The 22,275-nt window shown below is 43.1% G+C and carries 17 protein-coding genes and 2 tRNA genes; 14 read left to right on the top strand and 5 right to left on the bottom strand.

Going from position 1 to position 22,275, the window contains the following annotated elements; all coding sequences use genetic code 11:
- Positions 1–71 precede the first annotated feature (71 nt).
- Positions 72–254: an entericidin A/B family lipoprotein gene (locus J8L84_RS12985; RefSeq protein WP_211071060.1), complete on the bottom strand. Its 183-nt coding sequence runs from the start codon at positions 252–254 to the stop codon at positions 72–74.
- 41 nt (positions 255–295) lie between these two features.
- The gene (locus tag J8L84_RS12980; protein WP_211071059.1) at positions 296–1,270 is read right to left on the bottom strand and encodes a mechanosensitive ion channel; all 975 of its coding nucleotides are present in this window, start codon (positions 1,268–1,270) and stop codon (positions 296–298) included.
- Between the two features lie 404 nt (positions 1,271–1,674).
- On the opposite strand from J8L84_RS12980, the gene J8L84_RS12975 reads away from it, so the two are divergent.
- From J8L84_RS12975 to J8L84_RS12910, 14 genes are all read left to right on the top strand, one after another.
- On the top strand, positions 1,675–4,386 hold the full coding sequence (locus J8L84_RS12975; RefSeq protein WP_211071058.1) for a TonB-dependent receptor: 2,712 nt from the start codon (positions 1,675–1,677) through the stop codon (positions 4,384–4,386).
- 197 nt (positions 4,387–4,583) lie between these two features.
- On the top strand, positions 4,584–4,889 hold the full coding sequence (locus J8L84_RS12970) for a 4a-hydroxytetrahydrobiopterin dehydratase (RefSeq protein ID WP_211071057.1): 306 nt from the start codon (positions 4,584–4,586) through the stop codon (positions 4,887–4,889).
- A 182-nt stretch (positions 4,890–5,071) separates the two neighbouring features.
- Positions 5,072–5,148 (top strand) — tRNA-Met (locus tag J8L84_RS12965).
- Between the two features lie 65 nt (positions 5,149–5,213).
- A tRNA-Met gene (locus J8L84_RS12960) sits at positions 5,214–5,290 on the top strand.
- Positions 5,291–5,661: 371 nt separating this feature from the next.
- The gene (locus J8L84_RS12955) at positions 5,662–8,991 is read left to right on the top strand and encodes an MHYT domain-containing protein (protein WP_211071056.1); all 3,330 of its coding nucleotides are present in this window, start codon (positions 5,662–5,664) and stop codon (positions 8,989–8,991) included.
- Positions 8,991–9,986 carry a two-component system response regulator gene (locus J8L84_RS12950; protein WP_211071055.1) on the top strand — a complete coding sequence of 332 codons (996 nt, stop codon included), beginning with the start codon at positions 8,991–8,993 and terminating at the stop codon, positions 9,984–9,986. The genes J8L84_RS12955 and J8L84_RS12950 overlap by 1 nt, the downstream gene beginning before the upstream one ends.
- 344 nt (positions 9,987–10,330) lie before the next feature.
- On the top strand, positions 10,331–10,789 hold the full coding sequence (rimP, locus tag J8L84_RS12945; RefSeq protein ID WP_013783811.1) for a ribosome maturation factor RimP: 459 nt from the start codon (positions 10,331–10,333) through the stop codon (positions 10,787–10,789).
- 45 nt (positions 10,790–10,834) lie between these two features.
- A complete protein-coding gene (nusA, locus tag J8L84_RS12940; RefSeq protein ID WP_013783812.1) occupies positions 10,835–12,328 on the top strand; it encodes a transcription termination factor NusA in 1,494 nt (497 codons plus the stop codon).
- A gap of 25 nt (positions 12,329–12,353) precedes the next feature.
- Entirely contained in the window at positions 12,354–14,960 is a 2,607-nt protein-coding gene (gene infB / locus J8L84_RS12935) for a translation initiation factor IF-2 (RefSeq protein WP_211071054.1), read from the top strand.
- A gap of 164 nt (positions 14,961–15,124) precedes the next feature.
- Positions 15,125–15,526, top strand: coding sequence for a 30S ribosome-binding factor RbfA (gene rbfA, locus J8L84_RS12930; protein ID WP_211071053.1), 402 nt, complete (start codon positions 15,125–15,127; stop codon positions 15,524–15,526).
- A complete protein-coding gene (truB, locus tag J8L84_RS12925) occupies positions 15,527–16,501 on the top strand; it encodes a tRNA pseudouridine(55) synthase TruB (RefSeq protein ID WP_211071052.1) in 975 nt (324 codons plus the stop codon). It abuts the gene before it with no gap.
- Positions 16,502–16,604: 103 nt separating this feature from the next.
- Entirely contained in the window at positions 16,605–16,874 is a 270-nt protein-coding gene (rpsO, locus tag J8L84_RS12920) for a 30S ribosomal protein S15 (protein ID WP_013783816.1), read from the top strand.
- Positions 16,875–17,013: 139 nt separating this feature from the next.
- Positions 17,014–18,219 carry a YjgN family protein gene (locus tag J8L84_RS12915; protein ID WP_211071051.1) on the top strand — a complete coding sequence of 402 codons (1,206 nt, stop codon included), beginning with the start codon at positions 17,014–17,016 and terminating at the stop codon, positions 18,217–18,219.
- 4 nt (positions 18,220–18,223) lie between these two features.
- Positions 18,224–19,330 (top strand): M48 family metallopeptidase, encoded by a 1,107-nt coding sequence (locus tag J8L84_RS12910; RefSeq protein ID WP_211071050.1) that lies wholly within the window; start codon positions 18,224–18,226, stop codon positions 19,328–19,330.
- Between the two features lie 111 nt (positions 19,331–19,441).
- On the opposite strand, the gene J8L84_RS12905 is transcribed toward J8L84_RS12910, so the two are convergent.
- The 3 genes from J8L84_RS12905 to J8L84_RS12895 all read right to left on the bottom strand — a co-directional run bounded on the left by J8L84_RS12905 (position 19,442) and on the right by J8L84_RS12895 (position 22,179).
- Positions 19,442–20,314 carry a GGDEF domain-containing protein gene (locus J8L84_RS12905; RefSeq protein WP_211071049.1) on the bottom strand — a complete coding sequence of 291 codons (873 nt, stop codon included), beginning with the start codon at positions 20,312–20,314 and terminating at the stop codon, positions 19,442–19,444.
- A 38-nt stretch (positions 20,315–20,352) separates the two neighbouring features.
- Entirely contained in the window at positions 20,353–21,168 is an 816-nt protein-coding gene (locus J8L84_RS12900; RefSeq protein WP_211071048.1) for an alpha/beta hydrolase, read from the bottom strand.
- A gap of 186 nt (positions 21,169–21,354) precedes the next feature.
- The gene (locus tag J8L84_RS12895; protein ID WP_211071047.1) at positions 21,355–22,179 is read right to left on the bottom strand and encodes a hypothetical protein; all 825 of its coding nucleotides are present in this window, start codon (positions 22,177–22,179) and stop codon (positions 21,355–21,357) included.
- Positions 22,180–22,275: the final 96 nt, after the last annotated feature.

Below are 22,275 nucleotides of genomic sequence, written 5' to 3'. Positions count from 1 at the left end.
TTAAGCATCTGTATTGTAAGCCACGACTATAGGCGTCTACAGCGTGGCCTAAATACAATATTCCTGTGAAATTAATTAGATGCGTCTTCAGCACCTTCTTCAATCGCTTCACCAGCGCTTTGAATATCTTCTCCAGCACCTTCTACCGTTGCACAGCCATTCATACCTACCACAACAGATGAAAACAACAGAGCTGTGAAACTACCTCTAAGTAATTTCGATGTTAAAAATGACGACAAAACTGACTTTTTCATGGCATATCTCCTGGTTTAATAATCAATGTTTTTTGGTTGCTTCACTCATCACTTGCTTCGCTATCCGCACCTGGTTGATCGCCAGAGCTGCGAGTAGGGTTAGATTCGGTTTTTGATGTGGTCTCTTGCTTTTCAAGCATATTGTTAAGGTTATCGCTTCCCTTGGAATTAAAATCCAAAGTACGAATAGGGAAGGGAATTAAGATATCGTTTTCTTCCAATACACGTTTAACAGTACATATCGCTTCGTGGCGCACTACCATAAAGCCGGGATCGCCTGGGTAACGTATCCAAAACCAAAGCAATAGATTGATACTTGAGTCACCAAATGACGCTGCGTAAACCGCAGTTTCTTCTTTCTTAATAACGTAATCTTTTTCATTCATTGCATCAGTGATGACTTCGGCCGCTTTTTCCACGTCATCGGCGTAAGAAATACCCACGGGAACTTCTATACGCCTAATCCCTTCAACTGAATAGTTAGTTAAAATATTTCTAAATAGGATTTTGTTGGGAATGATTTCACGTTGACCATAAAAGGTTGCTACCAAGGTGTTTCGTAAATTGATTTCTTCTACTGTTCCAAAAACACCCTCAGCTTCTACCACATCGCCAATTTCGAAGGGCTTACGAATACCCATCGCAATTCCCGCAATAAGGTTTTCCGTCATATCTTGAAATGCAAAGCCGATGGCCAAACCCACAATACCCGCACCGGCCAGTAAAGATGTCACCGTACCCTTAAGGCCAACAAAATCCAAAGCGATGAAAATACCGAAAACAATAATGAGAGACTTGATAATAGAAGTCAGTAATTTAGCAATTTGACGAGATTCAAATGCCCTTCGCATGACCTTTCCGACAATATTTCCGACTACTTTTGCCAATATGCCGAAAACAATAGCAATTAATATCGCTACTACAAAGTTGGGTAAGTGCTTAATTCCGCTCTCGATCCAACCCTCAAGCTTCTGGTTTATCAGTTGGTAAACGTCATCAATATTCGGAAAATCCATAGAACTCTTTCATTTATCAAACAATATGCAGTGACTATTCAAGATCTATTCCGTAACATTTTTTCTGTAAGGCACTGTTTTAATGGGTGAAAACTAAATTAAACGTTTTTGGGAGTGAATGATTGATAAGAAAAAAATACAAGAGTGGGAAATAACTACGCAATAACTAAATGAATTTTATAGATGTTAGACAAAAGTTTATGTGGTCTGACCATGTGTAAAATTAATGTAAATATATTATTCACAATAAATTTACAAAGTATGTGATGGCGCTTAACATCAATATTGCAGGTCAAAGATTGTTCATTGACCTTTCACAATAACAATGAGAAATCGTCCAGCCTGTTGCTAGCGGAGAGTGTGGGTTTTGCCGGTAGTGATGCGCCCAGATTTGGAATCACACTATGAAATTTAAAACGCGTAAGACTGCAGTAGCTGCCTTAGTCAGTTCTGCCTTATTTTGTTCTCCTTTTTTAGCCTATGCGCAAGATGCTAACGAAGAAGTTGAAGCTGAATCTAAAAGTAAAAAAGATGTAGAGTTAATTCTTGTTACAGGAAGCTTTGTTCGTCGCAGTGAGAACTTTGAGTCACCTTCACCGTTAGCGGTAGTAGACAGCGTTGCTATCGATTCAATTGGTGCAAAAAATATAGCGGATATTACTCAAACATTAACGATTAATACTGGCGCAGAGAACAACCCTGATGCCTTTACACAAAACGCCACAGCCGGCACCTCAAACATTAACTTACGTGGGTTAGGTGTTGCATCTACCTTAGTATTGTTAAACAACAAACGCCAAGTTGTGACTGCGCAACCTACTAACGAAGGCTTAAACTTCGTAGATACAAGTTCACTCGTGCCTATGATTGCCATTGATAGAATGGAAGTCGTAAAAGATGGTGCATCAGCCTTATACGGTTCTGATGCGGTTGCAGGGGTGGTTAACTTCATTACCAAACGTAATTACGATGGTGCGATGGTCAGTGTTGATTATCAAGACGGCGCCCATGGTGATAACAAAGAATATATATTCCAAGGTTTATGGGGAGCAACAGGCGACAATGGTAGCGTACTAGCAGCTATAAGCTACACAAACCGTTCACCGTTATTTCTCAGTGACCGACGTCTAAGTCGCCCTCAAGATGACACCAGTGCGTTAGGTAACCCTGCATCATACTTTGTGACTATTCCTGGCGCTGGACCATTACCTATTATCGACCCTTACGGGTGTGAGGAGTTTGGTGGTGCACCTAACTTACTTGCCCCTAGTGGCACAATTCCAGGATTAGAAGTTGGTTTCTGCGGCTTCGATTTTGGTAAGTTCTATTCTTATGTTGCCGATGAAAGTCGAATTAATTCCTATGTAAGAGCAGACTATGAGTTTGCTAATGATATTACATGGACAGCTGAGCTTAGTATGGCGCGTAACCGCGCTGAACGTGGCGGGGCGCCAAGTTTCCCTATTCTAACATCACCAATTGTTCCTGATTACCACCCCCAAAATCCATTCGGTCAGTCTGTTGCCTTCTTTGGCCGTGCTGAAGGGAATGGCTTCGACGGCGATCCGGCAAACACAGAATCAGACACTTTTAGATTTAGCACTAATTTACAAGGTGTGACTGATAGCGGTTTCTGGGAAGTAAGTTATACCCGTGCAGTGAATGATTTCTTGTTCAAAGTACCTGATGTACTAAACACAGAGTTCCAGCTTGCCTTGTATGGTTTAGGAGGCTCGGCATGTGATCCTATTGCGGGAACACCGGGCGAAGGAAATTGTGAATTCTTTAATCCTTTTGCTACTTCCTATACGTCAGCACCTAACTCAGATTACGTGGTTGATTCATTCACCGGCACTGAAATTATAGATTCAAAAGCTGATCTTGAAGTGTTCGAAGCCTTTACTTCATTCGATATCTTTGAAATGAGCAGTGGTTTTGCTGCATTAGCAGTAGGTGTGCAATATCGTGAAGAGCAGTTGAGCCAAGACTATGATGATTTGGCTAACCAAGATAGCTTTACATTTGTTATTGGTAACCCCGATATTGATGGTAGCCAAGATGTTTGGGCCGCGTTTGGTGAGCTAGCTCTACCATTGAGTGACGATTTAGATGTGCAACTAGCGGTACGTTATGAAGATTACGGCGGTAGCATAGGTAGCACTGTTGACCCTAAACTCGCTGTGTCCTATCGCGCTACCGATGAGTTTTCACTACGGGGTTCGGTGTCTACATCGTTTAGAGCACCTACTGTGTTCTTAGCACAAGGTGGGGCAACGTCATTACAGCAACTCATCGACCCTGTACAAGGTGCTACAGCGTTTGTTGCGGTGAGAACATCAGGTAACGAAGATCTAAAACCAGAAGAATCTACCGCATATAATATTGGTTTTTCATACGAGCCCTTCAGAGATTTCTCTATAGAGCTTGATTACTGGAACTTTGAGTTTAAAGATTTAATCATTCAGGAAAATGCGCAAGCAGTATTAAATCTTGACCCTACCGATACAGACCGCATTATTCGTGCTGGCGACCCGTTAAATGGTCCTGTGTTACAAGTTAACAATACTTACGTGAATGCAAGTGAGATGGAAACCTCGGGTATCGATTTTGTGACTAGTTACAAGATTGACACTGAGTTTGGTAGTTTCACGCCGTCGTTGAACGGTACCTACACCATGAAATATGACCTGATGGATCCACAAGCGGGTAATATTGATGGGGCAGGGCGCAGAAACTTCAATAATATCGGGGTTTCTTCACCAGAGCTAAGAATGAACTTTGGGCTGGCATGGAAAAACGACGTTCATGCCGCTAACTTATTTGTTCGTTACATCTCGTCGTATGATGATGACCAAAACTGCGCAGATGGCACCACGAACTTAGGTGCATGTACAAATGGCTTATACGAAGTAGACAGCCATGTCACTGTAGACGCTCAGTACAATATCGACTTAGGCTCGCTATTTGAGACGGAACAAAGTTATGTTGTCACTGTAGGTGGATTGAACTTGTTTGATGAAGATCCTCCTCAGTTGTTTACTAACAGTGGTTTCGATTCAAAAGTGCATGACCCCCGTGGGCGTCAAATTTATGCACGGTTAGCGGTAGAGTTTTAAAACTCAATCTTCTTAACCTAAAAAACACTAGCGGCCTATGTTGCATGCTCATAATAATGTGCATTCCCATAGGCCGCTTTTTTATGTAAAGATTTCTCGCCAACATTTATATGCCTTCTCCTAGGCTTTCTTACCTAAAAAGCTGAAATCATGATGCGTATTGTTTACATTGCTTACTTCATGCGAAGGAGGCTTATATGAGTACGCGACTAACTAATGAAGAAATTCTAGAAAATCTCGATACCCTAAATGCAGGTTTAGAAGACAACGACCGCTGGGCGTTAGGCGATAATGCTATTGAAAAGACATTTACCTTTAAAAGTTTTATTCGTGCATTTGGTTGGATGTCGCAAATTGCGATTTGGGCAGAAAAATTAAAGCATCATCCGGAATGGTTTAATGTTTATAACCGTGTAGAAGTAAAATTAACAACCCATGATGTGGGTGGTTTGAGTGAATTAGATTTTAAATTGGCAACAAAAATGGAAAGCTTTAAACCGTAAAAGTATAAGTTTTAAACGTAAATTGTTTGATGATTGTACGTTGCGATTAAAAAAGAAGCATGCAGTCAGAAAAGTGAAATAATTAAGTAATAAGTCCTTGTGTTACAAAAGTGCGTATGTATAATACGCCCCACGTTGAAGGGAGACATCAAACACCTCAAGCCAACAACGTTATTTTCTGGCGCGGGATGGAGCAGTCTGGTAGCTCGTCGGGCTCATAACCCGAAGGTCGTAGGTTCAAATCCTGCTCCCGCAACCACAGAAAATTAAACGATTTAAATACTGAGTTGTCTAAGTTTAGAGGCAAGCAGTAAAATGTACAGACGCGGGATGGAGCAGTCTGGTAGCTCGTCGGGCTCATAACCCGAAGGTCGTAGGTTCAAATCCTGCTCCCGCAACCACATTATAACCCTGGCTTTTGCCGGGGTTTTTTGTGTCTGAAATATAAGTGCATGTCGTTATTTATTAAACGCTACACCCTTTTAAACGCATTTTCTGTTGCTCTTCTATTTTTAATCATTAAGTACATCCTCCATGTTTCAATTAAACCTCTGCGATGTCGATAGTGACAATTCACGCTGATAAGCTAAAACGCGACATCAGAAAAAGATTGAGGCCATACGCGCGGGCAAATTAATTCACAGAACGTGTTTAATAAACGATCGTAAAATGGTAAAAGTAATCTTAATATTAGAAAAAGAATAAATATACCGTTGGCATATTTAATAACTCTTAAATTTCCTTCGCTTCGAAATGCGCGCTGTTGGGTAGTATGATTCAAGAATATTTTACGATAGGGCAAGAGGTCACCTTGCTTGACGGAAGTTATGATTTTGGCTTGGTAGCACTGTCATTAACGATTGCCATTTTTGCGTCATTTATGGCATTTAACGTAGCCAGTCAGGCGTCTGTTTCCACCAATAAACTTAGAAAGTATTCGTTGCTCACTGCCGGTAGTGTTGCCATGGGCGGTGGAATTTGGGCCATGCATTTTTTAGGAATGCTTGCGTTTGAGCTTTGTACTGCTGTTTCATACGATGTCGGCATAACGTTGGCGTCATCGGTACCTGGGATAGCGGCGGCATGGGTTGCGCTCTACCTTATGACAAAGCCTACAATTTCATTTACCGAAATATTAGTTGGCGGCGTGTTAGTGGGATCAGGCATTGGAACCATGCATTACAGTGGCATGGCGGCTATGGAAATGTCGCCATTACTTCGTTATAACCCCGCATTATTTATACTCTCCATTATTGTCGCTGTGTGCTTAGCGATGCTGGCCCTTTGGATAAAGTTTGGTCTTAGCGCTGTGAGTGGCAAACAGTCGAAAATGGGTAGGGACGCCTTTGTAGCAAGTTTAGTTATGGGGCTTGCCATTGCCGGTATGCATTACACAGGAATGTTTGCGGCTAGATTTGTTATGCCGCCTGGCATGGAGTTTACCTCCCAACCATCTGAAATATCTGTTTACCTTGCGTTATCTATTGCAATGGTAACGGTCACGCTTATAGCTATCGTGTTGGGTATTAGTCTGTTGTTCAAATACAAAGACGTGAGTTCCCGGGCTATAGAAAGTGAGAAGGTTCAGCGCGCCATTACCGATACAGCAGTAGATGCCATTATAACAGTTGATAGTACAGGCATTATCCGAACCGCTAATCCCGCTGTCACTGCCGTAACAGGGTATTTACCAGAAGAGCTTATTGGTCAACCAGGTACAATACTGGCACCGGCCGATAAAAAATCCATGTACGGCCAAGATTTTTTACAACAACGGGTAGTGCCAACGGAACAAATAATTGGTACCAGCCGTGAGGTAACCATCGTTGCCAAGGGCGGTGAGTTTATTCCAGTTCAACTAGGCATTGGGTATACCAAGTTAGATGGAAAAGCACTCTTTGTTGGTTTTTTCTCAGATTTAAGAAAACGCAAGGCTATAGAAGATGCGCTTCGCGAAAGCGAGGCCAAGTTTAGAAGCTTTATTTCTAATATCCCAGGTATGGCCTACCGATGTTTGAATGAACCAGATTGGCCCATGGTATTTATTAGTGACGCAGTCTGCGAAATTACCGGGTATCCCGCAGATGACTTTATTCTGCCAAACCCTAAAGTTACTTTTGGTTCGCTATGCCACCCCGATGATGTACAGCGAATAACAGATGAAGTAGCTGATAATAAAATGTTCAGTATTGAGTATCGGATTATTACCAAGTCTGGTGATGTCCGATGGGTTACAGAACATGGTGTTCATATTTTCGATGAAAATGGTGATATTGCCTATTTAGACGGCTTTATTTCAGATATAACGGCGCGCCGGGAAATGGAAGAGGAGCTTAAGACGGCAAAAAATATAGCCGAGCAAGCTGCAGCAGCTCGCACCAACTTCCTTGCCAATATGAGCCATGAAATAAGAACACCAATGAATGCCATTATTGGGTTCAGTGATTTAATGCTTGCGGAAAAAATGCCGCCAGAACAGCATGGGCACCTTACCACGGTGAATCGTTCAGCACGTTCACTGCTGCATCTATTAAACGATATTCTTGATAGCGCTAAGTTAGATAAAGGCAAACTCGATTTAGATTATCGCGACTTCATCATTCGTGATGAAGTTGATACGGTTGTCTCAACATTTTGGTTAGAGGCTAAACGCAAAAAAATTACCTTAGAAGTACAAGTGGGCAGCGAAGTCCGCGAGGCTTACAATGGGGTTCCAGAACGTATCAGGCAAGTACTTAATAACTTAATTGGTAATGCGGTCAAGTTCACCGGCGATGGAAGTGTCGTGTTACAAGTCTCCAGCGATGGCTCATTTGTTTATTTTAAAGTAAAGGATTCGGGTATTGGCATGAATAGCGAACAGGTTAATCGAGTATTCGATGCTTTCGCTCAAGCTGATGCATCAATGAGCAGAAAGTATGGCGGAACAGGGTTAGGTACAACCATATCGAAACAGCTTGTTGAGTTAATGGGCGGAAACATATGTGCGCAAAGTGAACTTGGTAAAGGCAGTACGTTTACCTTCCGGCTGCCATTGGTGCCAGCTATAGCGCCTAGGGCAGTGGAAGAAGGTAAGCCGGTTCAGTTGCCTTCAATGCATATTCTTATTGTTGACGATATAGCTCAAAATATAGATTTGCTATCTTTATTACTGGTGCGTTCAGGGCATACCGTTGAAGTGGCGCGAGATGGAAAAGAAGCGCTAGAAAAAATGAAGTTGCCTGGTATTGAGTTGGTATTGATGGATTTACAAATGCCGGTGTTAGATGGCCTTGAAGCATCTGTGCAAAGACGAAAATACGAAGCGCTTAATAATTTACCGCCACTGCCAATTATTGCATTAACCGCCAGTGTACTAGTTCAGGATAGACATGCCGCAACTGATGCGGGTATGGACGGATTTGCCAATAAGCCTATTGATTACCCGGTGCTTACCCGAGAAATGGCGCGAGTGCTGGGCAAGGAAATTGATGAGTCAGCAACACTCATCGTTAATGATGACAAAGCAGAGCAACTAAAATCAAGTAAAGTGGTAGACGTTAATCGGGCAATTATGCTTTGGGGCGATGCGCAAACTCACCACAATGAAGTGGCGCGATTTACCCGTGAAAACGAAAGTAAAATAGCGCAGATAACCACAGCAATTCTAGATAACGACGCAGCAAAAACAGCATCACTGGCTCACGGGATTAAAGGCGTTGCTGGAAACCTATGTTTAAACCCTCTGATGTCAGTTTGCCGAGATATTGAGAAAAATGCACATGCTGGCGAATTAGATATTTCCTCAGTACAGCTACTTAAAAAGTCATTTAATGAAGTGATTACGTGGTTGCAAGGCACCACTGAGGCAGAAGCGGTGCAGGTTAAGCAAAACGTCGACTATGCTGTGTTGTTAGCACACCTCACTAAATTGAAACGCAGTGTTGAGCAGAACATGCTTGATGAAAATGAATTACAAGAAGTAAAGACGCTTGCTAGCGGCGAATACAAAGAAGTCATAGCCTCCATTATCATGGATGTTGATGATTTTGAGTTCGATCGTGCCGAAGCGCAGCTCGTTGAGCTTATTGATACTTTGGCCAGAGAGATTGAAACGCAATAATGTTAAGACAAATTGAGAAGCCTACTTTATTACTCGTTGACGACGAGCCAGTAAATTTAAGAGTCTTGAAGCAGTTGTTAGCTGTGGACTACCAACTCATTTTTGCTAAAAATGGTGAAGAGGCCATAAGAATAACGACGGAACGTCAACCCCAGCTTATTTTGCTAGATATCATGATGCCTGGGCTGACCGGCTTCGAAGTCTGCAGAATATTAAAAGGCCGAGAAGATACACGCCACATTCCTGTTATATTCGTTACCGCATTAAATGATGAGCATGATGAAGCAGAAGGTTTCGAGGCTGGTGCAGTAGATTATATTACTAAACCCATCTCACCACCGGTGGTAAAAGCCAGAGTAAAAACCCACTTGTCGTTAGTGCAGTCTGATGAACTAATGCGTACTCGATTGCAAGTGGTTCAGCGCTTAGGGCGCGCAGCCGAGTACAAAGATAACGAAACTGGCATGCACGTATTGCGTATGAGTCATTACTCAAAAGAGTTGGCGCTAGCATACGGGTTTAGCGATGAACAAGCTGAAATATTGCTCCACGCAGCGCCTATGCACGATATTGGTAAAATCGGCATTTCTGATAGCATCATGTTGAAGCCAGGTAAACTGACAGACGAAGAGTTTGCAATTATGAAAACTCACCCTGAAATTGGTGCAGAAATTTTAGGTGAATGCGATTCTGCGCTGTTAGTGATTGCAAAGTCGGTGTCACTTACCCACCATGAAAAATGGGATGGCACTGGATACCCCAACGGGCTAGCGGGAGAAGATATTCCTATTGAGGGGAGAATTTGTGCTGTAGCAGATGTATTCGATGCGCTTACCAGCAAACGGCCTTACAAAGAGCCGTGGAGCGTAGACAAAACATTAGCCTTTATGGAAAGTCAGAAGGGCAAGCATTTCGATCCGGCGCTAATTGATTTGTTGATGGCAAAATTACCTCAGATATTAGAAATAAAAGAAAAGTGGAAAGACGAAGACTAGTCAAAGACTAATAGAGCCTGTGCTATAAAGCATGGGCTAACAACTAATAGTCGAGTGCTGTTGCTTAATGTGGCGCCAATCAGTATAATGCGCTCATTAAGTGATGGTAGCGGGCTCCCTCAGTGTTCAGGAAAGTAACGCTTCCATTCTCAGCAAACTATCACCTACCGGTGTTTTTTACCCATGTGTTTGCATTTGTCTTTTCGACAGATATGGGTTCAGAATTTTAATAAAAGCCCCGCTAGTCCGGGGCTTTTTGTTGTATTAGACCCTGGAGTCAGCCTAGCTGAGCTAGGTGATGACAGGTGGGCTTAAGGCCCTTTTTTCGTTTTTGGAGGTTTGCATTGGCAAAACTTGAAGAGAAACTAACCGAAATGCTTAACCCAGGCGTAGAAGCTTTGGGGTTTGAATTGGTTGGGATCGAATTTGTACGAGCGGGGAAACATTCAATTCTTCGCGTTTTTATTGATCATGAAAACGGTATCTCCGTAGATAATTGTGCAGATGTAAGTCATCAAGTGAGTGCGATATTGGATGTTGAAGATCCAATTAGCACAGAGTACAACCTAGAAGTATCTTCACCAGGTATGGATAGACCGCTTTTCAAAGAGAAGCATTATGTTGATTCAGTAGGTGAAGTAGTTCAGGTTCGTTTATCTATGCCGATGGACGACAGACGTAACTTTAAAGGCAAAGTATTGGCTTGCGACAATGGCGTAGTCAGTATTGAAGTGGATGGCCAGCAGTTCCAGTTAGCTGTGGCGAATATCGAAAAAGGTAACGTTGTTCCCACATTCGAATAACGGAACAGCAATGCTTTCATCGACGAAAGCTTGAGTGAGGCTAAAATGAATAAAGAAATTTTGTTAGTGGCGGAAGCCGTTTCAAATGAAAAACAAGTGCCTAGAGAGAAGATTTTTGAAGCGCTGGAATTTGCAATAGCCAGTGCCACCAAAAAGAAAAATGAAGGCGATATTGAAGTACGAGTAAGTATCGACAGAACCTCTGGCGACTTCGACACATTCCGTCGTTGGTTAATTATTCCTGATGATCAGGAACAAGAGAACCCGTTTGCAGAAATCACCCTTTCTGCTGCACAAGTAGAAGAGCCTGAGCTTCAATTAGGCGATTATGTGGAAGATCAGATTGAATCTATCAAATTTGACCGCATAACTACGCAGACCGCGAAACAAGTTATCGTACAAAAAGTACGTGAAGCTGAACGCGCGCAAATGATTGCAGAATACGAAGATAAAGTCGGCGAGTTGGTAACCGGTACGGTTAAGAAAGTAAACCGCGACAACATTATCATCGATTTAGGTAATAACGCCGAGGGTGTTATCTACCGTGACGATATGCTTCCTCGTGAAACGTTCAGACCAGGCGACCGTGTTCGCGGCTTACTTTATGTAATTCGCCCTGAAGCACGTGGCGCTCAATTGTTTATCAGCCGTACTCACCCTGACATGCTTGTAGAGCTATTCAGACTTGAAGTACCAGAAATTGCTGAAGAAACACTAGAAATTAAAGCGGCGGCCCGTGATCCGGGTTCCCGTGCAAAAATTGCCGTTAAAACTAACGACAAACGCTTAGATCCAGTTGGTGCGTGTGTTGGTATGCGTGGTTCACGCGTACAAGCAGTATCGGGCGAATTGGGTGGTGAGCGTGTTGATATCGTATTGTGGGATGAAAACTCTGCACAGTTTGTTATTAACGCCATGGCCCCTGCAGAAGTTGCCTCTATTGTTGTGGACGAAGACAGTCACATGATGGATGTAGCCGTAGAAGCTGACAACCTTGCTCAGGCAATCGGTCGTAGCGGTCAAAACGTTCGCCTTGCTAGCCAGTTAACTGGTTGGGAATTGAACGTGATGACAGTAGAAGATCTGAACAAGAAACATGAAGAAGAAAACGCGAAAGTGTTGAACATCTTTACCGCTGGCTTAGATGTAGACGAAGAGTTTGCTGCTATGTTGGTTGATGAAGGTTTCACCACATTGGAAGAAGTGGCATACGTGCCAGCAAGCGAGCTTCTTGCCATTGACGGACTTGATGAAGATACCGTTGAAGAATTGCGTAATCGTGCACGTGCATTCCTTACGACCCGTGCATTAGCAAACGAAGAATCGCTTGAAGGCGCAGAGCCTACCGAAGCCTTACTAGGCCTTGAAGGAATGAGTAAGCACGTGGCCTATGTGTTGGCCAGCCGCGGCATTACCGACCTTGAAGAACTGGCCGAGCAGGGCACAGATGAAATTAGTGATATTGATGAACTAGACGAAGCAACTGCGGGTGCGCTGATTATGGCAGCACGTAATATCGTTTGGTTCAATGAAGAGTAAAGGTCAACAGGGGGAATAATACGTAATGGCAGATGTATCTATTGAAAAGCTCGCCAGCGACATTGGTACGACCGTTGACCGATTGGTTGGCCAGTTTAAAGACGCGGGTATTACAAAGAATGCCGGCGCTCAGGTTACTGAAGAAGAGAAAAAGAAACTGTTGGATCATTTAAGTAAGCAACACGGCAGCGCGTCCGAACCACAGCGCATGACACTTAAACGCAAGACAACCAGTACTATTAGCGTAGGCAAGTCTAAAGAAGTAAAAGTTGAAGTACGTAAGAAGCGTACATACGTTAAGCGTACTGATGCTGAAGAGCAACAACGCCTAGCGGAAGAAGAAGCGAAGTTAGCTGAAGAAGCACGTTTGAAGCGTGAAGCAGAAGAAAAAGCTGCTGCTGAAGCAAAACAAGCTGCTGAAGAAAAAGCGCGTAAAGCGGAAGAGTCAAGAAAAGCTGCTGAAGAAGAACGTGCACGTCGCGTTGAGCAAGCTAAGAAAGACGCTGAAGCACGCAAAAAAGACGAGCCTGAAATGTCGGCTGAAGAAAAAGCTGCTCAAGAAGCTGCTCGTCAGGAAGAAGAACGTCTTCGTAAAGCGCAAGAAGAAGAAGCGCAGAAGAAGCTTGAAGAAGATGCTAAGAAAGCGGCTGATGAAGCACGTAAATTAGCAGAAGAAAACGAGCGACGTTGGAAAGAAGAAGCTGAAGCACGTAAGAAAGCAGAAGCTGAAGAAGTTCACTTACATTCAAACCGTTATGCTCAAGAAGCTGAAGACGAACAAGACGCCCAAGTTGAGCGTTCTTCACGTCGTCGCAGAAAATCTAAGCGTAATGCGGGTGAGCACTTGAAGCAAGGCTTCAACAAGCCAGCTCAACCAGTAGAGCGTATCGTTAAGTTAGGTGAAACTATCACTGTTGGCGAACTTGCTAGCAAGTTAGCGATTAAGTCGAACGAAGTTATCAAAACCATGATGAAAATGGGTGAGATGGCGACAATTAACCAGGTTCTTGACCAAGACACAGCAGTGCTTGTTGTTGAAGAAATGGGTCATAAATTTGAACTGGTTAACGACAACGCGCTTGAAGAAGAATTGTTAGCTGATGATGGTACAGGCGGTGATAAAACATCACGTGCACCTGTTGTTACTATCATGGGTCACGTTGACCACGGTAAGACATCACTACTTGATTACATTCGTCGCGCGAAAGTGGCAGACGGTGAAGCGGGTGGTATTACTCAGCATATCGGTGCTTATAAAGTACAAACTGATAATGGCGAAATTACCTTTTTAGATACTCCTGGACACGCCGCGTTTACTGCAATGCGTGCTCGTGGAGCAACGGCTACAGATATCGTTATCTTGGTTGTTGCGGCAGACGATGGCGTAATGCCACAAACAAAAGAAGCGGTTCAGCATGCTCGTGCAGCAGGCGTACCGTTAATCATTGCCGTGAACAAGATGGATAAAGAGTCAGCCGATCCAGATCGTGTTAAAACTGAGCTTTCTCAACTGGAAGTTATTTCAGAAGAGTGGGGCGGTGAGCACCAGTTCTGTAACGTTTCTGCTAAAACCGGTATGGGTGTGGATGGTCTTCTAGAAGCCATTAACCTTCAAGCTGAGTTATTAGATCTACAAGCGGTAGCTAAAGGTCCAGGTCGCGGTATCGTTATTGAATCACGTCTTGATAAAGGTCGTGGTCCAGTAGCTTCAGTACTTATACAAGAAGGTGAGCTGAAAGCCGGTGATATCCTACTATGTGGCGAAGAGTACGGACGTGTTCGTGCAATGCGCGATGAGCATGGTCAAGAGCTTAAGTTAGCGGGCCCATCTACACCTGTTGAAGTACTAGGTCTATCTGGTGTTCCAGTAGCCGGTGAAGATGCAGCAGTGGTTAAAGATGAGCGTAAAGCACGTGAAGTAGCGGCTAAGCGTCATCAGAAGAAGCGTGAGCTTAAACTTGCTCGTCAGCAAAAAGCGAAGCTTGAAAACATGTTTGCAAACATGGAAGCAGGCGACGTTAGCGAACTTAACATTGTACTTAAAGCTGATGTACAAGGTTCTGTAGAAGCGATTGCTGAGTCGTTGATTAAACTATCAACGGCAGAAGTTAAAGTTAACATTGTGGGTAGCGGCGTAGGTGGAATCACTGAAACTGACGCAACATTGGCAGCGGCTTCTGGCGCTATCGTACTTGGCTTTAACGTTCGTGCCGATGCAACTGCACGCCGCGTACTAGAAGCTGAAGAAATTGATTTACGTTACTACAGCGTTATCTATAGCCTAATCGACGAAGTGAAAGCAGCAATGAGCGGTATGCTTGCGCCAGAATTCAGACAAGAAATTATTGGTCTGGCTGAAGTGCGTGATGTATTTAAATCGCCTAAGCTTGGTGCTATCGCTGGTTGTATGGTTACAGAAGGTGTGGTTAAGCGTAGCAATCCAATCCGTGTACTTCGTGAAAACGTAGTAATCTATGAAGGTGAACTAGAATCTCTACGTCGCTTCAAAGATGACGTACAAGATGTACGTAACGGTATGGAATGTGGTATCGGCGTTAAGAACTACAACGACGTAAAAGTTGGAGACCAAATCGAAGTCTTCGAAATCGTTGAAGTTAAACGCGAAATCTAATTGCCTAACTAAATCAGTATAAATAAAGCGGGGGCACAAGCCCCCGTTTTTGTCTGTCACTTTTCTAAAAGAGAAGAGGTTGTTTATAAGCTACGCTTTACAAGGCGAAGTTTAATAACCAGAGTGACTGGCAACAATCGCTGATTTAAAGACAGGAGAAAGTTATGGCTCGTGAATTTTCACGTACCGACAGAGTGTCACAGCAAGTTCATAAAGAAGTGGCTAGCATTCTGCAAAATGAATACAAACACCGCGTAGGCGATATGCCGCTGATTACTGTGTCTGATGTTGATGTAACACGAGATTTAGCCCACGCTAAAATTTTCGTAACTATCTATAACAGCACAGAAGAAGAAGGCAAAAGACAAATAAAACAGCTGGCCGAGTTTCAGCCGTTTATTCGTAGTATTTTGGCTAAGCGTTTACGCATGCGCTCTGTGCCGCACCTTCACTTCTTTGAAGATAAATCAATTATCGAAGGTATGCGCATTTCTAACTTGGTATCGCAAACCGTTGCGGCAGATGACGCAAAACGAGATACCGACGAGTCAGATGAGAAGGAATAAATGGCAAGGCGTCGTAAAGGCCGTGATATTAACGGCATAGTATTGCTAGATAAGCCATTAGGCGGTTCTTCAAACCAACTACTCCAGAAAGTACGCTGGTTGTTCAAGGCTTCAAAAGGTGGCCACACAGGCGCGTTAGACCCTCTCGCCAGCGGAATGTTACCTCTATGTTTAGGAGAAGCGACTAAATTTTCTCAGTTTTTGCTAGATGCTGAGAAAACTTATGAAGTTACCGCAACCTTAGGTATTCGTACTACTACCTCTGATGCAGATGGTGAAGTGGTTGAAGAAAAGCCGGTGACAGTAGACGAAGATACGGTACGAAACACGTGTTTGCAATTCCTAGGGAAGAGCAAGCAGGTACCTTCCATGTTTTCGGCACTAAAACACCAAGGCAAGCCTCTTTATCACTATGCTCGTCAGGGTATAACGGTTGAGCGTGAAGCCAGAGATATAGAAATATTTGAACTTGAAGTCACGCGTATTGCGCTTCCTGAAGTGGATATGCGCGTTAAATGCAGCAAAGGCACTTATATTCGCTCGTTAGTAGACGATATTGGTCAAATCCTTGAGTGCGGCGCTTACGTCACACGCTTGCATCGTACTGAAGTGGCCGATTACCCAACGGATAAAATGGTCTCTCTTGATACGCTAATTGCTACTCAAGAAGCGCTTGCTGAGGGCGACTTTGCTGCACTTGATGCCTTTATGATACCTATGGATACCGCGGTCAGTAGACTTCCTTTAGTCTGCATTAATGATGCTGAAAAACATCGTTTCGATAACGGTCAAAGTGTCAAAGGTACCTGTAGCGAAGCATTAGTAGTTGGCCAGCCTTACCGAGTTTACTTTGGTGAAAACGAACAAGGTTTGTTTTTAGGCGTAGGCGAAGGCGTTCAGGATCCCAAGGACCAAGCTGGCTCTAATGGCGATATTTTTGTGAATCCCAAAAGACGGGTTGTGTACAACCAATAAAGTTTACACTTTCCCTTGCTAACTCGCGCGCTGTCATTATAATACGCGCTTCATTCCGTCTGGCTGAATTAGTGATCGGCCGGACATAATTTAGGAGAATGTTATGTCACTAACTAAAGACGAAACTGCAACAATCATTGCTGATTATGGCGTAAAAGAAGGTGATACTGGTTCACCTGAAGTTCAAGTTGCGTTGTTAACTCACAACATCAACAAGCTTCAAGGCCATTTTGCTGATCATAAGAAAGACCACCACTCACGTCGCGGTCTTCTACGTATGGTTAGCCAGCGTCGTAAGCTTCTAGACTACCTTAAAGGCAAGAACGCTGAGCGTTATCTTGACCTAATTAAGCGTCTTGGCCTACGTCGATAAGCTTAAGTTTTTAATGAAAAAAGCACCCTAGGGTGCTTTTTTTATGTCTGTAAAACATTGCCCCCATAGTAAATGTTGCGTATGTTTAGCATTGGTAATGCTTTAAGCATATGGAAATTACTAAAATTAAGAGGGATTTATGTCATCACAGATTGATTACTCAACGTATTCATTAGAAGAATTAAAGCAAGCTCGCGCTACAATTGACGAAATCGAGCACCCAGAACGGGCGCAAGAGTTAGAAGAGCGAATTGTTCAGTTTGAATCATCAGGAAACCCTTCCACAGAAACGTCCTCCACAGTATCTACCCCAAGTGTTTTAAGAAAAGGTAAGGTTTCCTTTCATGGTACAGCGTCAGAATTCTTTTCTATTTGGATGGTGAACCTATTGCTCACCATTGTGACACTGGGTATCTATTCTGCGTGGGCAAAAGTAAGAACCAATCGATATTTTTATGGGAATACTGAAATTGATGGTCATCGATTTTCCTATCTAGCAAATCCATTACAAATTTTAAAAGGCCGTATTATTGCGGTGTTTTTATTTGCTAGTTATTTTATTTTAAGTGCAGTAAATCCTATTGCAGGCGCAGTTATGGTGTTGGCTTTAATGCTACTCACGCCCTTTATGATAGTGCTAGGTCAACGTTTCAGTATGCGCATGACAGGCTATCGAAATGTTCGATTTAAATTTAACGGCGGCTTTGGTGGCGCGTTCGTGGTTTTTGTAGTTTTGCCTATTGTTAGCCTATTTACTTTGTACTTAATGTTGCCATGGGCGCTAAAGAAGGTAGACGAATACCTAGTTGACGAATCTGCTTTCGGTGACAGTAGTTTTACTACGAAACTGAGCACGGGATCTTACTATCTTGCGTCACTTGGCGCTGTGGGTATAGTCGCGGCAGTGTTTATCGTTGGTGCTAGTCTAATGGGTTTTGGCTTTAGTAGCCTTATTGAAACATTAGAAAACGGCGCACCTTTATTGATGCTCGCTCTGATCGGCATGTATCTTATTGCTTTTGCTATTTCATCCAGCTTTTATACCGCCCTAATTCGCAATCATATTTATGAAAATAGTGAAATACCAAACGTGGCGCAGTTTAGTTCTAATGTGGGTGTAATGCCGCTGATATGGCTTAGAACCACCAACGTTATTGCTATTGTTCTTTCCTTAGGGTTTGCTATTCCCTGGGCGAAAATTCGCAGTGCTCATTTCTTTGCTAATGCCACTGAGGTCACTGTGTTATCAGGTATTGATAGCGTTACGTCCATTAATACCGGTTCTGTGGGCGCGACAGCTGAAGAAGCGGCTACGTTGTTCGATGTTGATGTCGCGTTAGGCTAGCTTAATGATAGATGGGCAGTTATATCAATCAGAAGGTTCATCGGTTACACCTATTACCGCGAGTATTGAAGATAATATACTGGTCATTCGTTTCAAAAACGAGGATCAGTGTGTTTCTGACAGCGGCCTAGGAATAGACGAAAGTTATACTGTCGTTAATACGAGTTTGGTCAGTGGTGAAAGCGCTGAACCGTTAAGGTTTCAGCAATCTGAAGTTAATGCGAAGTCAAAACTGGGCAACTTGCCACGAGAAATTACCCTACCTAACGACCGTTTACTGGTTTGTGCGCCATCACCACTGTTAAATCAGTGGTTAGATGGTGGGGCAGGTAGTCGTATCTCTCAAATGGAAACGAAAAAGCCTTGGTTAGTTGCGAGTGTTTTATTAGTACCACTTTTACTCTACGTTATTTTTGTACAAGGTATGCCGTGGGCGGCCGTTAAATTTGCTGACCAAATACCTGACTCCATTAAAACCCTAGCTTCACAGCATACGTTAAGTGCACTAGATTATTCTATGCTGGAGCCTAGTACGCTACCCAATTTGCAACGTGAGCAGTTAATGATGGGGTTTAACGCCGTTGTAGAGCAAGTTAGCGAACCCGGTTTTGAGAATAATATACGGGTACATTTCAGAGATTCCGAGCTCATTGGTCCCAATGCTTTTGCGTTACCCGACGGTACCATAGTGTTTACCGATGATTTGGTTACACTGGTAGATGGTAACCAAGCATTACTTGATGCCATATTGTTACACGAAATAGGCCATGTGGCGCAAAACCATTCCATGCAAATGGTGGCCGAGTCTTTATTTGCCACCTTGGCGATAAGTTACTTTTTCGGTGATTTAAGCGGCGCAATTGAGTCTTTTATGGGTATAGGTTCTAGTGTTGTACAAAATCAATACTCGCAAAAGCATGAATGGCAGGCTGACAACTTTGCTATTTCAAAATTAAAATTAATGCATCGAGATCCCGCTGACTTTGCAGAAGTAATGCGTAAATTATCGCTGGAAACTGACCAGCAGGGCGCTGAAAATAGTTGGTTTCAATCTCATCCATCAACAAAAGCACGTATAGAGAATGCTGAAAGCGCAGCCTATAATGATTGATTGGTATTGGTCGTTCTAGTGGTAATGCCGAGTGGAATACTTAGTGTTTATACCTAGTAGAATGCCTAGTGTTAATGCCTACAGTTATAAGGGGCTAGCGAGTGTTATCGCCTAGATTTTGGCGTGTTTGTCTGTGTGGAAGATAGTGCGATTTCGGCCGTCGTCTTTCGCCTGGTAAAGCGCGTCATCGGCTTCTTTAATTAATGTTTCAACTTGCAAAACTGTGTCATGTTGCGGCATGGGTATTTGCGTCACGCCAATACTCACCGTAATTCTATCTGCTCGCGAATAACGTAACTCTGCAATCCTTTCATGCAAATACTTACAATAGAGTCGGGCATTGTCTTGGGTTGAGTTATATAGCACTATCAGAAATTCTTCGCCGCCCCAGCGGGCAACAACATCAGTTTTTCGCGTGGCAGATTTTAATGTTTTTGATAGTAATCCAATAACCTCGTCGCCTACATCATGACCGTGGTTATCGTTAATGTTTTTAAAGAAATCAATATCAATGAGTAAGAAAGACACAGGAACGAATTTTCGATTTACCTGATCGAGTAGCTTACGAATATCCGCCGAGGCAGCACGACGATTAAGTAAGTTTGTAAGCGGGTCGAGTCGGGAAAGTAGTGTGAGCTCGTCGGTTTTTAATTCCAAGCTGTCTCTTACTTCTATGAGCTCTTGATAAAGCTTATCGCGGCTTTTAGCTGAATGCATAGACCAGTAGAGTTGTTCGCCATGCAGTGTAACATTTGCCAGTACAGGTAACCGTTCTTGCTGCGCAGTGACTAACGTCATTTGAAGTTCTGAAAATCTACCCGTCGCGAGTAATGACGGTCTTACATAGCTTTCAAAAAAAATTAAACTCGCCCGCGAAATAATACTGGAAACGTTGCTTCCCGCCACCTCTTCTCGTGAAGAGCCGAGAAATTCCAAGGCATCTTTATTGCAGTAATCGATGCTTCCGGATCGTAAATTCGACACTAAAAGTAAACTTGGAAAGAGGTCGAGCAGTTCCTCATTCAAGAGACAAACTGCGCTATTTTTTCTGCAATAGTGACGGGGTTTGTCATATGCAAACAATGGCCGTGAGCGTCAATCACTTCAAGCGATGACAAAGGTGTTTTTTTATGCATATATTTCCCCACTTCGACTGCTGCTAATGAGTCGCTGCGACTTTGCAGAATAAGAGAGGGAAAAGAAATTGTAGGAAGGATATTTCTATAATCGGAAAAGAAGGTGGCCTTTGCAAAAGGTTTCGCATACTTAGGGTCGGTAGAACAAAAGCTGCTTTCCAGTTCTTTTACTAAAGTGGGGTCGTTTTCTCCGCCCATCACTAATGGCGCAAGGTAACTCGCCCAGCCGATATAGTTTTTGTCCATTAAGTTAATAAGCTCTTCCAAGTCTTCTTTTTCGAAACCGCCAAAATAGTCTGGTGGTAAATTCAGGAAACAAGGAGAGGGGCATACCAACACAAAATTTGAAAAATATTGCGGGGCGATAACTGAAGCGAGATAACCAATAATACCGCTTACTGAATGGCCAATAAACGTGACCTCAGTTAACTCAAGCGCTTCACAAATATCGATAACATCTTGTGCATACCCTTCTAATTCTTCATACCGAGATTTATCAAAAGCACTAACATTAGATTTTCCGCAGCCCACATAGTCAAACAGCACGATTTTGTATTTCTGCTCAAGATAGGGGGTAAGGTACTTCCACATGTTTTGGTCACAACCAAATCCATGTGCAAGCATAAGAGTTTTTGTGCCTGAACCAATAATGTTTACGTTATTGTTGTCGATAATATGATTAGCACTGGATTGAAAAATCATAGTTGTAGCCTGTTCTTACTTGAGTAAAAAATAGCCTCAAAATAGCAACACACAAGGCTTTCCACTTATTTAATGTTTATAGCATCGAAGGGGTACAGAATATATGCTACTTATGGTTAATAACATCAGCGCAAAAAAAGGAGCCGATAGGCTCCTTTAAAAATACATTCAAATTTGAGGCTAAGATTAGCCTTCAGATACGCTCACTGCAGACGATGGTGCAGAGTTTGTAGAACTCGTTGTGCTTCGCGAAACTACTTTAGTGGCTATCTCTCTTAACTCATTTTCAAGGCTGGTAATACGCCCAGAAAGGGAGCTGTTACGCTGCTCTAACACCGATAATTTGTCAGACAAGTTGCGTACTTGTTGCTCGCTGCTGCGTTTATCACCAGAAACTTGTTCTAGTTGAACATTCAAGGCTAGAATTTCATCAGCCAAAGAAGCCAATTGATTTTTCACTGAGCCAACTTGGCTCTGCTGGCTAGTCATATCATCGGCAACCTTCTTAATGTTGCCCTGAAGCGCAGTTTGAACGTTACCCACTCTATCACCTAAGTCAGCAATTTCTTTTTGATTGCGGCGCCACGCTGAAGCCCAGAGTTTGTCCATCTGTTCCCACAAATCATTGGTCTTACTGGCCAGTTCATTTACTTTAACCTGCAAAGCAACGGTAGACTCACCCATTTCTTCACCAGTAGCAGAAAGCTTTTTCTCTAATTCAAGAATGCGTTTTTCAGCTTGAGAAGCGACTACTTTTTGTTGTTCTACCAATGTGTACAGGTAGTAACATCCGCCACAGGCACCAAGAGCAATAAGTGCGATAAGGAATACCCAGAGGCCATTACCGCCACCACTGCTTTTTTCTGGGGTTTTGGGAGAGGGGCTGGTAGGCGATGAGGAATTCGAAGGCGCTTTGGTTGGCGTAGGCTGACGCTTTTTTTGATAATCGCGACGATCTTCATCATCTAAACGAATAGTTGGAAAATCATCATTATTCGAATTATTTGCCATAAGTTCTCTATTTTCTCTTGTTAAAGCATTGGGTTAACTGCTACCTACTTAGATGTAGGCGCAGTAACCGAAATATCATTGTTAGCGCATAATAAC

The sequence above is a fragment of the Alteromonas sp. MMG017 genome (assembly GCF_018100795.1).
Lineage (GTDB): Bacteria > Pseudomonadota > Gammaproteobacteria > Enterobacterales > Alteromonadaceae > Alteromonas.
This window is presented reverse-complemented; position numbering and strand designations above follow the sequence as displayed.